The sequence below is a fragment of the Microbacterium sp. PAMC21962 genome, from assembly GCF_019443465.1.
GTDB lineage: Bacteria > Actinomycetota > Actinomycetes > Actinomycetales > Microbacteriaceae > Microbacterium > Microbacterium hominis.
On sequence record NZ_CP080381.1, the window covers coordinates 2,954,388 to 2,967,278 of the forward strand.

At 71.4% G+C, this 12,891-nt stretch carries 10 protein-coding genes; all 10 read left to right on the forward strand.

Going from position 1 to position 12,891, the window contains the following annotated elements:
* Positions 1-13 precede the first annotated feature (13 nt).
* The 10 genes from KY498_RS13875 (at position 14) to rpsJ (ending at position 12,887) form a co-directional block, all read left to right on the forward strand.
* A complete protein-coding gene (locus tag KY498_RS13875; RefSeq protein ID WP_191009079.1) occupies positions 14-979 on the forward strand; it encodes a MoxR family ATPase in 966 nt (321 codons plus the stop codon).
* Complete coding sequence (locus KY498_RS13880; RefSeq protein WP_082808026.1) at positions 976-2,352, forward strand: DUF58 domain-containing protein; 1,377 nt, start codon at positions 976-978, stop codon at positions 2,350-2,352. Before KY498_RS13875 ends, KY498_RS13880 begins: the two co-directional genes overlap by 4 nt.
* Positions 2,349-4,799, forward strand: a complete 2,451-nt coding sequence (locus KY498_RS13885; RefSeq protein ID WP_191009078.1) for a transglutaminase domain-containing protein — start codon at positions 2,349-2,351, stop codon at positions 4,797-4,799. Before KY498_RS13880 ends, KY498_RS13885 begins: the two co-directional genes overlap by 4 nt.
* A complete protein-coding gene (locus tag KY498_RS13890; protein WP_191009077.1) occupies positions 4,796-6,580 on the forward strand; it encodes a DUF5684 domain-containing protein in 1,785 nt (594 codons plus the stop codon). Before KY498_RS13885 ends, KY498_RS13890 begins: the two co-directional genes overlap by 4 nt.
* Before the next feature lie 306 nt (positions 6,581-6,886).
* Positions 6,887-7,255 carry a 30S ribosomal protein S12 gene (gene rpsL, locus KY498_RS13895; protein WP_017201609.1) on the forward strand — a complete coding sequence of 123 codons (369 nt, stop codon included), beginning with the start codon at positions 6,887-6,889 and terminating at the stop codon, positions 7,253-7,255.
* A 5-nt stretch (positions 7,256-7,260) separates the two neighbouring features.
* Positions 7,261-7,731 (forward strand): 30S ribosomal protein S7, encoded by a 471-nt coding sequence (gene rpsG / locus KY498_RS13900; protein ID WP_005050524.1) that lies wholly within the window; start codon positions 7,261-7,263, stop codon positions 7,729-7,731.
* Between the two features lie 123 nt (positions 7,732-7,854).
* Entirely contained in the window at positions 7,855-9,969 is a 2,115-nt protein-coding gene (gene fusA, locus KY498_RS13905; protein WP_060960248.1) for an elongation factor G, read from the forward strand.
* Positions 9,970-10,134: 165 nt separating this feature from the next.
* The gene (gene tuf / locus KY498_RS13910) at positions 10,135-11,328 is read left to right on the forward strand and encodes an elongation factor Tu (RefSeq protein WP_060960249.1); all 1,194 of its coding nucleotides are present in this window, start codon (positions 10,135-10,137) and stop codon (positions 11,326-11,328) included.
* A gap of 150 nt (positions 11,329-11,478) precedes the next feature.
* Entirely contained in the window at positions 11,479-11,691 is a 213-nt protein-coding gene (locus KY498_RS13915) for an Rv0909 family putative TA system antitoxin (RefSeq protein WP_060960346.1), read from the forward strand.
* An 887-nt stretch (positions 11,692-12,578) separates the two neighbouring features.
* The gene (gene rpsJ / locus KY498_RS13920) at positions 12,579-12,887 is read left to right on the forward strand and encodes a 30S ribosomal protein S10 (RefSeq protein ID WP_005050520.1); all 309 of its coding nucleotides are present in this window, start codon (positions 12,579-12,581) and stop codon (positions 12,885-12,887) included.
* Positions 12,888-12,891: the final 4 nt, after the last annotated feature.

Below are 12,891 nucleotides of genomic sequence, written 5' to 3' on the forward strand. Positions count from 1 at the left end.
CACGGAGTCCCCCATGACGATCACCACCGAGCAGGCGACCTGGTTCGCGCAGACGTTCGCGCAGCTCGCCGACAACGTCGAGCGCGCCGTCCTCGGCAAGCGCCACGTCGTCGAGCTCGTGCTCACGGCGATGCTGAGCGAAGGGCACGTGCTCATCGAGGACGTCCCGGGCACGGGCAAGACGTCGCTCGCCCGCGCGGTCGCGCAGTCGGTCCAGGGCACGACGACGCGCATCCAGTTCACGCCCGACCTCCTCCCGGGCGACATCACCGGCATCACCGTGTACGACCAGAAGACGGGGACCTTCGACTTCCACGCCGGTCCGATCTTCGCCAACATCGTGCTCGCCGACGAGATCAACCGGGCGAGCCCCAAGACGCAGGCCGCCCTGCTGGAGGTCATGGAGGAGGGGCGCGTCACCATCGACGGCGTCTCGCGCACGGTCGGCGCGCCGTTCCTCGTGCTCGCCACGCAGAACCCCGTCGAGCAGGCCGGAACGTACCGGCTGCCCGAGGCGCAGCTCGACCGCTTCCTGCTGCGGACGGCGCTCGGCTACCCCGACCACGCGGCGACGGTGCGCATCCTCGACCGCGCCGCGGTGCCGATCGCGGACCTGCCCGCCGTGATCACCCCCGGCGCGCTGGTCGGGATGACGGAGCTCGCCGCCGACGTCTACGTCGACGCGCTCGTCCTGGACTACATCGCCCGGATCGTCGACGCGACGCGCGCCGCGGACGAGGTGCGCCTGGGGGTGAGCATCCGCGGCGCCCTCGCGCTCACGCGGGCGGCGCGGGCCAGCGCCGCCTCGCACGGCCGCACCTACGTCACCCCGGACGACGTGAAGCGTCTGGCGGTGCCGGTCCTCGCCCACCGCCTCATCCTGCACGCGGAGGCCGAGTTCGACGGGGTCACGCCCGAGGCCGTGGTCGGGCAGGTGCTGCTCGACGTCGCGCCGCCCACCCGCCGGGAGCCGGTGTGACGCTCGGCGACAGCCGCGCCCTGCCGGCCGAGTCGCGGCTCACCCGGACGTCGGCCGGGGGCCTCACCGGGGAGCGCACGGAGGTCACCGCGCGCCGCGGCCGTCGCCTCGTCGGCGCGGCGCTGCGGGCGTCGCGCGCGTGGACGACCGTGCGCGCCGGCGCGCACGTCGTGGTCCAGTGGGCGCGCGCGACCGTTCGTCCCGCGGGCGCGCTGGTGATCCTCGCCGCCACGGCGGGACTCGCCGCGGGCATCGTCTTCGGCTGGGTCGAGGCGATCGTCGCGGGTGTCGCGGCCCTGACGCTCCTGATCCTCGGCATCCCGTTCCTGCTGAACGCACGGGCGTACGAGGTGGGCCTCGTGCTCGACCGGCTGCGGGTCGTGGCCGGAACTCCCGCCCGGGCGACGGTCGAGGTGCGCAACGTCGGGTCGCGCACGGCCCTTCCGGGGCGCATCGACGTGCCGATCGGGGCGGGCCTGGTCGAGTTCGGCGTCCCGCTGCTCGCCCCCGGCGCCGTGTCGCGGCATGCCCTGGAGCTGCCCCCTCAGCGCCGCGGCGTCGTGCGCATCGGACCCGCGACCACGATCCGCTCGGATCCCCTCGGCCTGCTGCGCCGGGAGCACGCGTTCGAGGAGGTGCAGGAGCTGTTCGTGCACCCCCGCACGGTCGCCGTCCCCTCGTCGAGCGCGGGCCTCATCCGCGACCTCGACGGCAGTGCCACGCGGCGGCTCGTCGACGCCGACATGTCCTTCCACGCCATCCGCGAGTATGCGCCCGGAGACGCCCGCCGCCAGATCCACTGGAAGTCGACCGCCAAGACCGGCCGGCTCATGGTGCGCCAGTACGAGGAGTCCCGGCGGTCGCGGATGGCGGTCGTGCTCGGCCTCGCGGCGGGCGAGTACGCCTCGGACGACGAGTTCGAGCTGGCCGTCAGCGCCGCCGGCTCCCTGGCCCTGCGCGCCGTGCACGACGCGCGCGACCTCGACATCGTCGTCGGTGCCGAGATCCCGCGCGTCGTCCGCGGCCGCCTCCGCGCGATCCGGCACATCCCCGCCGGCTCGCCGCGCGTGGTCCTGGACGGCTTCAGCGGCGTCGAGCGCCTCACCGAGACGATGTCCTTCCCCGAGGTCTGCCGCCTCACCGCGGAGGCGAACGAGCGGCTGTCCGTCGTCGTCCTCGTGGCGGGCTCCGGGGTGGGGCTGGCGACGCTGCGTCTGGCGGCCCTGGCCTTCCCCGCGGATGCCGCGGTGATCGCGGTCGTCTGCGACGAGCGCGCGCATCCGCGCACGCAGGCGGCCGGTCCGCTGACCGTGCTCACGATCGGCACGATCGAGGACCTCGCCGGGCTGCTGCTGAGAGGCGCACGCTCATGAGGATCGTCGCCGGCGGGATCTACGCGCTCGTGGCGGTGGTGCTCGCCGCGGTGGCGGCCTGGCCCCTCTACCGCTCGCCGGCCTTCCTGCTGCTCGTCGCCGTCGCCGCGGTGCTCGCGGCGGCCGTCGCGGCCCTCGTGGCGTGGCGGCGCTGGAGCGGGTGGGCCGCCGCGGGACTGCTCGCCGCGACGATCCTGATCGTGGGTGTACCGCTGGCCGTGCCGGCTCGCACCGGCTCCGCGGAGGACGTCGTGCACGGACTCGGCGAGCTGGGCGCCGGTGTGCTGTGGGGGTGGAAGGACCTGCTGACCGTGGAGCTGCCCGTCGGCTCCTACCGCAACCTCCTCGTCCCCGCGCTCGTCGTCTTCCTCGTCGGCACCGCCAGCGTGCTGCTGCTCGCCTGGCGCACGGATGCGCTCGCGGTCCTCGCCGTGCCGGTCGCCATCGCGATGGCGGCGTTCGGACTGCTGTTCGGGCGCGCCGAGGTGAGCGCGCCGCTCGTCATCGGCGCGGTGACGCTCCGCGCACCGGTCGAGACGGCCGTGGGTGCGGGGGTCCTGCTCAGCGGCGTGCTGTGGCTGGCGTGGCGCACGCGCGACGGGCGGCGGCGTGCCCTGCGTCGTGCGGCCGACGACGCGGGCGCGCGCCTCGGTGCGGCGCCGCCCCGCCGGCGAGGGCCCGCGTTGCGGCGTGCGGCGCTGGGGGCCGGGATGGTCGCGATCGCCACGGTCGTGGCGCTCGCCGTCCCCGCGGTCGCCGCCCCCGAACAGCGCGACGTGCTGCGCGGCGTGACCGGCCCGCGGGAGGAGATCTCGCAGGCGGTCAGCCCCCTGAGCTCGTACCGCGCCCTGTTCGCGGACGCGCGCATCGACGAGGAGCTCTTCCGCGTGTCCGGCGAGGCCGTCCCCGATCGGGTGCGGCTGGCGGTCCTCGACGCCTACGACGGCGCCGTCTTCCGCACCGACGCCGCCGGCGATCCGTTCGTGCGCCTCGCGTCGGCGCGCCCGATGGCGGCCGGCGCCCCCGTGGACGCCGTCTTCTCGATCGGGGCGCTGGACGGGCTCTGGATGCCGTCGGCGGGCGTCGTGGCATCCGTCTCGTTCACGGGCCCGCGAGCCGGCGTGCTCGCCGACGGGTTCTACGTGAGCGACGCGCGCGACGCCGCTGTCGAGACGGCCCCCTGGCAGGACGGCGACGAGTACCGTCTGCGCGCCGCGGTGCCGCCGGCGCCGGCGCTGGCCTCGGTGTCGGCGCCGGGCGGGCAGTCCGCCGCGAGCGGAGCGTCGGATGCCGCGGGCGGCGCACCGGCGGCTCCGGCGAGCCTGCGCACGTGGGTCCAGCAGCACGCGACCGGCACGGGAGGCGCGGCCCTGGAGGGGCTCGTCGCCCTGCTGCGGGAGCGCGGCTACCTCAGCCATGCCCTCACGGGCCAGGACGGCGGCGCCGCCTGGATGCGCGAGCTGTCCGCCGCGGGCGGGTACCGCTTCGCCCCGAGCGCGTCGGGCCATTCGCTCGCCCGCATCGACGACATGTTCACGGCGCTGCTGGCCCGTGAGGCCGACCCGGCCGCCGCGGCATCCGATGACCTCGTGGCCGCCGTCGGCGACGACGAGCAGTTCTCCGTGGCCGTCGCGCTCATCGCCCGCGAGCTCGGCTTCCCGGCGCGGATCGTCGTGGGCACGCGTCTGTCGTCGACCGATCCGGATGCCGCCGCGTGCACGGACGGGGTGTGCCGCGCCGGCGACGTGTCGGCCTGGGTCGAGGTGCGCGCGTCGACGGGGGAGTGGATCCCCGTCGACGTGACCCCGCAGCACACCCGCCCCCCGCAGCGCGAGGTGACGGAGCAGCCCGACCCGCAGATCGCGACCTCCGTGCGTCCCGACGGCGTCGACGAGGTGCAGCCGCAGCGTCCCGCGCAGGAGGACACCGCCGCCCCCGCCGATCGCTCCGACGCTCTGGATCTGCGTGGACTGTGGACGGCGCTGGGCGTCGCCGGCGGTGTGCTCGCGGTCCTGCTGGTGCTGGCGGGGCCCTTCCTCGCGATCGTGATCGCCAAGGCCGTGCGCCGTCGTCGCCGCCGCCGGCAGGAGGCTCCGGCCGCGCGCATCGCGGGCGGATGGGACGAGTACCTGGATGCGGCGACCGACGCGCGCCGTCCGCTGCCGGCCGCCGCGACGCGCACCGAGATCGCCGCCGCGCTGTCGCGCCCGTCCGCCGGCGGCCTCGCGCGCGCCGCGGACGAAGCGGTGTTCTCTGCGCGCGTGATCGACGCGGACGAGGCCGATGCGTTCTGGCGGATCGTCGACGAGGAACGCACCGCGCTCGCACCGACCCGGTGGCGCCGGCTCCGTGCGGCCGTATCGTTGAGATCGTTCGTCCCGCGATCGTTCCGGTCACACTTCGAGAGGGGGAGTCGCGCGGCATCCCGCCCGCGGCGCACCGCATGAACGCACCCATCGGCGACTCCGTCGGCGCCCTGCTGGGCCTGGTCGCCGTCGGCGTCGGGCTCGCCCTGTACGTCTGGACGGCCCTGGCGCTCGCGGCGATGTTCCGGAAGATGGGCGACGAGGCCTGGAAGGGCTGGGTGCCGTTCTTCAATCAGGCGACGGTGCTGGCGTGGGGCGGCTTCAGTCCCTGGCTGATCCTGCTCCTGCTCGTCCCGGTCCTCGGCCCCGTCGCGGTCTGGGTGCTGCTGATCGTCGCCGCGCACCGCATCAACCCCGGATTCGGGTACGGCGCCGGCATGACCGTGGTCTCCGCCGTGCTGTTCGTCGTCTGGGCGAGCATCCTCGGCTTCGGTCCGGCCCGCTGGCTGGGTGCCCGCGCCGGGGGATCGCGTTCCGAGGGCGCGTCGCGCGCCGCCACCCTCGGCGGCGTCTTCGCCGCCGAGCCGGCATCGCCCGCGCCGGTCGTGGTCTCCGTGCTGCCGACGGGGCCGTTCGTCCCGGAGCCGCCGCTGGCCGCGCCCACGGATGCCGCCGCCCCGGATGCCGCCCTCGCGCGCGGCCGCGAGGACGCCGACGCGGACGAGACCGACGACGACCTGGTCCGCCTGTTCGCGCCGCCGCCCTCCGCGCCGGCCGCGCAGTGGACCCCGCCCGACACGACGACCGCGCCGCCGGAGTCCGCGGCGTCCGTCCTCGACGACCGCCCGGCGGATGCCCCGCTCGTCCCGGGTGCGTCGGTCGCGGATGCCCCGGCGGCGTCCCACGAGCCCGCCGCCGCGGAGGACCCGTCGCCCGCCGCCTCCCCGCCGCCGGCGGCCACGCGCCCCGCGGCGCCCGCGCCCGTGTCCGCCGCGGCCGTCGTCGCCTCGTCCGCCGAGGCCGGCCCTCCCTCCGACGACGACGCATGGCCGTCGGAGATCGACGACGTCTCGGCGATCGCGCCGTCGCCGTTCCCGCCGAGCTCGGGCGCCGGGTGGCGCCACGCGATGCCGCCGGTGACCGAGGACGCCCCCATCGACTTCGTGCCGGGCCGGCGCAGCACGGCGCTGCCGTCGCCGTCGGAGCAGGCGGCCGCGCCGGCGGATGCGCCCGTCCAGCGCGTCTCGGCGGCGGAGGCGGCGGCCCGTGCCGCCATGCCCGAGCCGGCGCCCGCCCGCCGTGCGGAGCCCGAGGCCGCGACGGATGCCGCCCCGCCGGCCGCCGCCCGGCCGTCCGCGGAGGCGCCGGAACCCGAGCTGCGCCGCGCCCGCCCGTGGCCGGCGTTCGCGGTCGCCCCGAACGAGCCCGACGGGTTCCCGGAGCTGTCGGGAGAGGTCTCCGCGGTCATCGGCTCGCCCGCCGCCGGGTCGCCCCGTTCGGCCGCGGGCGCCGTCGCCGCCCAGCACCGCCGCGGGGACGCCGGCGACGACGACCTCGATCAGACGATCATCACGCGCCGGGCCCGCAAGCCCACCTGGCAGCTGGTCCCGGTCTCGGGCGCCCCCGTGCCGATCACCTCGGACATCGTCATCCTGGGGCGCCGACCCTCCGGCGACGCCGCCTTCCCGCGCGCGCAGCTGGTCGCGGTGCCGGGGGAGGCGCTCACCGTCTCGAAGACGCATGCGCGCCTCGAACGCCACGACGACGTGTGGACCATCACCGATCTGGCCTCGACCAACGGCGTGCTCGTGCGCACGCTGATGGGCGAGGAGGTCGAGGTCGAACCCGGATCGAAGATCGACGCCGGCGAGCGCTTCTTCCTGGGCGACGAAGAGTTCCATCTGCAGCGTCTCGATCACTGAGCGGGCGCCCGCGCGACGGCATCCGTGGGCCGTGCGGCGACTCACCGGGCGCGTTTGCCCGAGTTCGTCATACGGCGTAGTATTGACCGGGTGTGCGCGTATGCGCGCCATCCGCCGTGCCACGGCCTGCGGAAGGGGCGGGTGCACACAGCGGGACCGGTCTGCGAACAGGCCGCCCCCACGGCATATCCACCACACACGCTCGGCACACCGCCGCGCCGGTGGATCTGTGGTGAAACCACCATCGCTGTCACCGTGCAGCACCCGTGCGGACGAGAAGACCGCACGGACTTACAAGGAGAGAACGTGCCAACCATTCAGCAGTTGGTTCGCAAGGGTCGCTCGCCGAAGGTCACCAAGACCAAGGCTCCCGCCCTGAAGTCGAACCCCCAGCAGGCGGGTGTCTGCACCCGCGTCTACACGACCACGCCCAAGAAGCCGAACTCGGCCATGCGCAAGGTCGCCCGTGTGAAGCTCCGCAACGGCACCGAGGTCACGGCCTACATCCCGGGTGAGGGCCACAACCTGCAGGAGCACTCGCTCGTGCTCGTCCGTGGAGGCCGTGTCAAGGACCTCCCCGGTGTCCGCTACAAGATCGTTCGCGGCGCCCTGGACACCCAGGCCGTCAAGAACCGCAAGCAGGCCCGTAGCCGCTACGGCGCCAAGAAGGGCTGAGTCCGATGCCTCGCAAGGGACCCGCACCTCGCCGCGTCGTCGTCAACGACCCGGTCTACGGTGCTCCGATCGTCACCCAGCTGGTGAACAAGATCCTCGTCGACGGCAAGAAGTCGCTCGCCGAGTCGATCGTCTACAACGCCCTCAAGGGCGTCGAGGCCAAGAACGGCCAGGATGCCGTCGCGACGCTCAAGAAGGCGCTCGACAACGTCCGCCCCACCCTCGAGGTCAAGAGCCGCCGCGTCGGTGGCTCGACCTACCAGGTGCCGGTCGAGGTCAAGCCGCACCGCGCGAACACCCTCGCGCTGCGCTGGCTCGTCAGCTACGCGAAGGGTCGTCGTGAGAAGACGATGACCGAGCGTCTGCAGAACGAGATCCTCGACGCCTCGAACGGCCTCGGTGCCGCGGTCAAGCGCCGCGAGGACACCCACAAGATGGCCGAGTCGAACCGCGCCTTCGCGCACTACCGCTGGTAACGCGTTTCGACTCGCTGCGCTCGCTCAACGACCGGCGGGGCCCACCCCCCCCCGGTCGTTGAGCGAGGCTCGCAGAGCCGAGTCGAAACGTCCGCAACCCGAAACCACACGTAAGGACACCCCGTGGCACAAGAAGTGCTCACCGACCTCAACAAGGTCCGCAACATCGGCATCATGGCGCACATCGATGCCGGCAAGACGACGACGACCGAGCGCATCCTGTTCTACACGGGTGTCAACCACAAGCTGGGCGAGACCCACGACGGCGCCTCGACCACCGACTGGATGGAGCAGGAGAAGGAGCGCGGCATCACGATCACGTCGGCCGCCGTCACCTGCTTCTGGAACAAGCACCAGATCAACATCATCGACACCCCGGGCCACGTGGACTTCACGGTCGAGGTGGAGCGCTCGCTCCGCGTCCTCGACGGCGCGGTCGCCGTCTTCGACGGCAAGGAGGGCGTCGAGCCCCAGTCCGAGACCGTCTGGCGTCAGGCCGACAAGTACGACGTGCCCCGCATCTGCTTCGTCAACAAGATGGACAAGCTGGGCGCCGACTTCTACTTCACCGTCGACACCATCGTGAACCGCCTCGGTGCCAAGCCGCTCGTGCTGCAGCTGCCGATCGGTGCCGAGAACGACTTCGTCGGCGTCATCGACCTCGTTGAGATGCGTGCCCTGGTGTGGCCCGGCGACGCCAAGGGTGATGTCACCATGGGCGCCAAGTACGAGGTCCAGGAGATCCCGGCCGACCTGGCCGACCGCGCGGCCGAGTACCGCGAGAAGCTGCTCGAGACGGTCGCCGAGACCGACGAGGCGCTGCTCGAGAAGTACTTCGGCGGCGAGGAGCTCACGCTCGCCGAGATCAAGGGCGCGATCCGCAAGCTCACCGTCGGCGGCGAGCTGTACCCCGTGCTCTGCGGCTCGGCGTTCAAGAACCGCGGCGTCCAGCCGATGCTGGACGCGGTCGTCGACTACCTGCCGTCGCCCCTGGACGTGCCCGCCATCGAGGCGCACGACCCCAAGGACGAGGAGAAGGTCATCGAGCGTCACCCCGACGCCAACGACCCGTTCGCCGCGCTCGCGTTCAAGGTGGCGGTGCACCCGTTCTTCGGTCGCCTCACCTACATCCGCGTGTACTCCGGTCACCTCGACTCCGGCGCCCAGGTCATCAACTCGACCAAGGGCAAGAAGGAGCGCATCGGGAAGATCTTCCAGATGCACGCCAACAAGGAGAACCCGGTCGACTCGGTCACCGCGGGCAACATCTACGCCGTGATCGGCCTCAAGGACACCACCACCGGTGACACCCTGGCCGACCCCGCCGAGCCCGTCGTCCTCGAGTCGATGACCTTCCCCGAGCCGGTCATCGAGGTCGCCATCGAGCCGAAGACCAAGGCCGACCAGGAGAAGCTGGGCACCGCGATCCAGAAGCTGGCCGAAGAGGACCCGACCTTCCGCACCGAGCTCAACCCCGAGACCGGTCAGACGGTCATCAAGGGCATGGGCGAGCTGCACCTCGACATCCTCGTGGACCGCATGAAGCGCGAGTTCAAGGTCGAGGCCAACGTCGGCAAGCCCCAGGTGGCCTACCGCGAGACGATCAAGAAGGCCGTCGAGCGCCACGACTACACCCACAAGAAGCAGACCGGTGGGTCGGGTCAGTTCGCGAAGATCCAGTTCGCGCTCGAGCCCCTCGAGGTCACGGCGGACAAGACGTACGAGTTCGAGAACAAGGTCACCGGTGGCCGTATCCCGCGCGAGTACATCGAGCCGACCAACCAGGGCTTCCAGGACGCGATGAACGTCGGCGTGCTCGCCGGCTACCCCATCGTGGGCGTCAAGGCGATCCTGCTCGACGGTGCATCGCACGACGTCGACTCGTCCGAGATGGCGTTCAAGATCGCCGGTTCGATGGGCTTCAAGGAGGCCGTCCGCAAGGCCGCCCCCGCCATCCTCGAGCCGCTGATGGCCGTCGAGGTGCGCACGCCCGAGGAGTACATGGGCGACGTCATCGGCGACCTGAACTCGCGTCGTGGCCAGATCCAGTCGATGGAGGACGGCTCGGGCATCAAGATCGTCCGCGCGCTCGTCCCGCTGTCGGAGATGTTCGGCTACATCGGCGACCTGCGCTCGAAGACCTCGGGCCGGGCCGTGTACTCGATGGAGTTCGACTCGTACGCCGAGGTCCCCAAGGCCGTCGCCGACGAGATCGTCCAGAAGAACAAGGGCGAGTAACGCTCTGGATGCCGTGCGCAGGGCCGTCTGCGCAGACGGCCCCGCGCACAGCATCCGCACAAACTGAATACAGACCCAGTCGTCTAGACTGACACCCATCCCCGTAGAGCACCGGTCGCAATCCAGCGCCCGGAACCTCTACACGAATGTCCTGAGGAGGACCCAGTGGCCAAGGCCAAGTTCGAGCGGACCAAGCCGCACGTCAACATCGGAACGATCGGTCACGTCGACCACGGCAAGACCACGCTCACCGCTGCCATCTCGAAGGTGCTCGCCGACAAGTACCCGTCGGCGACCAACGTGCAGCGTGACTTCGCGTCGATCGACTCGGCTCCCGAAGAGCGTCAGCGTGGTATCACGATCAACATCTCGCACGTCGAGTACGAGACCCCGAAGCGCCACTACGCGCACGTCGACGCGCCCGGCCACGCCGACTACATCAAGAACATGATCACCGGTGCCGCTCAGATGGACGGCGCGATCCTCGTGGTCGCCGCCACCGACGGCCCGATGGCGCAGACGCGTGAGCACGTCCTGCTCGCCAAGCAGGTCGGCGTGCCCTACCTGCTCGTCGCGCTCAACAAGAGCGACATGGTCGACGACGAGGAGATCCTGGAGCTCGTCGAGCTCGAGGTCCGTGAGCTCCTCAGCTCGCAGGACTTCGACGGCGACAACGCCCCCGTCGTGCGCGTCTCGGGCCTGAAGGCTCTCGAGGGCGACGAGAAGTGGGTCGAGTCGATCGTCGAGCTGATGAACGCCGTCGACGAGTCCATCCCGGACCCGGTGCGCGACAAGGACAAGCCGTTCCTCATGCCCATCGAGGACGTCTTCACGATCACCGGCCGTGGCACGGTCGTCACGGGCCGCGCCGAGCGTGGCACGCTGGCGATCAACTCCGAGGTCGAGATCGTCGGCATCCGCCCGACGCAGAAGACGATCGTCACCGGTATCGAGATGTTCCACAAGCAGCTCGACGAGGCCTGGGCCGGCGAGAACTGTGGTCTGCTCCTGCGCGGCACCAAGCGTGACGACGTCGAGCGTGGTCAGGTCGTCGTCAAGCCGGGTTCGGTCACGCCGCACACCGACTTCGAGGGCACCGCGTACATCCTCTCCAAGGAGGAGGGTGGCCGTCACAACCCGTTCTTCACGAACTACCGCCCGCAGTTCTACTTCCGCACCACCGACGTCACCGGCGTCATCACGCTGCCCGAGGGCACCGAGATGGTCATGCCCGGCGACACCACGGAGATGTCGGTCGAGCTGATCCAGCCGATCGCCATGGAAGAGGGCCTCGGCTTCGCGATCCGTGAGGGTGGCCGCACCGTCGGTGCCGGTACCGTCACCAAGATCCTGAAGTAAGCACTTCGCACCGACGACGCCTCCGGGAGCCTCGCGCTCCCGGAGGCGTCGTCGTTTCCGGGGGTCCGCCCCCTATTGCTCGACGTCGTCTGCGGCCAGAATGGCAGCGAGCGCGCCCGCGCCGCATCGATCGACGAAGAGGGGACGGCCATGGGGCTGGATGACATCGTGAATCAGGGGAAGCAGTTCCTCGAGCAGAACAAGGACAAGATCGACGAGGTGATCCACTCCGACAAGGCGGAGGAGGTCAGCGACAGCGTCCTCGACGCGGCGGCCGACTTCGTCAAGAAGGTCGCCCCGGACCAGTTCGACGCGAAGGTCGACGAGGTGCGCGACCAGGTCGACGGCGCCATCGGCAACTGAGTTCGAGAAGGGTCGGATGCCACGGCATCCGACCCTTCGTCGTGCCGTGTCGAAAACGAGATCAAAACCGACTTGACGCCGGGACCCGGACCGCTTAGCGTCGACCTTGGTCAGTACGACGCCGGGGGGCTGAGACCGACTGGACGAACTGTGGGGGTTCGTTCCGCCGCACCACGCAGAGAATGCGTGTGTGCACGGTGACAGGTTGTGGGGGCATGAGCGCTGCTCGTGGATTTATGGGGGACGTTCGGGGGACCCGAGCACACTCGCCGCGGTACGGGATCTCCGGCCGCGCGCCTCTCGCTCCTGCCGGCGATGGACGAATCGCCGTCGACGTGGATGCCGGGGGGCTTCCGCGTCGACGCCGTCCGCGCCGTGGCGTCGTCCTCGATGCCGCGCGTCCGCGTCGGGGGGACGCGGCGCGCTGAGACCCGGGACGCGTGATCGGGGGGTCGCGCGTCCCGCGGAGACCGGGAGGGGTGGGCTTTCCCCAAGGGCCCACCCCTCCCCTTTTTTGTGCCGTTATGCGGCGCCCGCGGACGGATGCCGAGGCCGCGCGCCGTCCGCGACACGCCCGGGTTTGCGACACGCCCGGGAGGCACGTAGACTAGACCAGTTCCACATTCCTGCGTGCGCGAAAGCGCGGCGCGGGATCACTGCCAGGGCAGTGCATAGGCGGCGCATCCTCTCCACGAGAACGCGCAGTGACCTAGGCCGCGGGCAGCAGAACACGACAATCCGACTCCACCCGGAAACGGGATCCGCGCGCGTGCGCGCGGCGGTCGGGACTGACATCAGAACAGTGGTGCGCAAGTGCCCGGCACAACCCTGTGCCCTGTGCGTCCAATGCCCCAGAGGTACGACGCGAGAAAGAGAGTGAGCAGACAATGGCGGGACAGAAGATCCGCATTCGCCTGAAGTCGTATGACCACGAGGTCATCGACACGTCGGCGCGCAAGATCGTCGACACGGTGACCCGCGCAGGCGCCACCGTCGTGGGCCCCGTGCCCCTTCCGACCGAGAAGAACGTCGTGTGCGTCATCCGGTCGCCCCACAAGTACAAGGACAGCCGCGAGCACTTCGAGATGCGCACCCACAAGCGCCTGATCGACATCATCGACCCGACGCCCAAGGCCGTCGACTCGCTGATGCGTCTCGACCTCCCGGCCGACGTCAACATCGAGATCAAGCTCTGAGGTC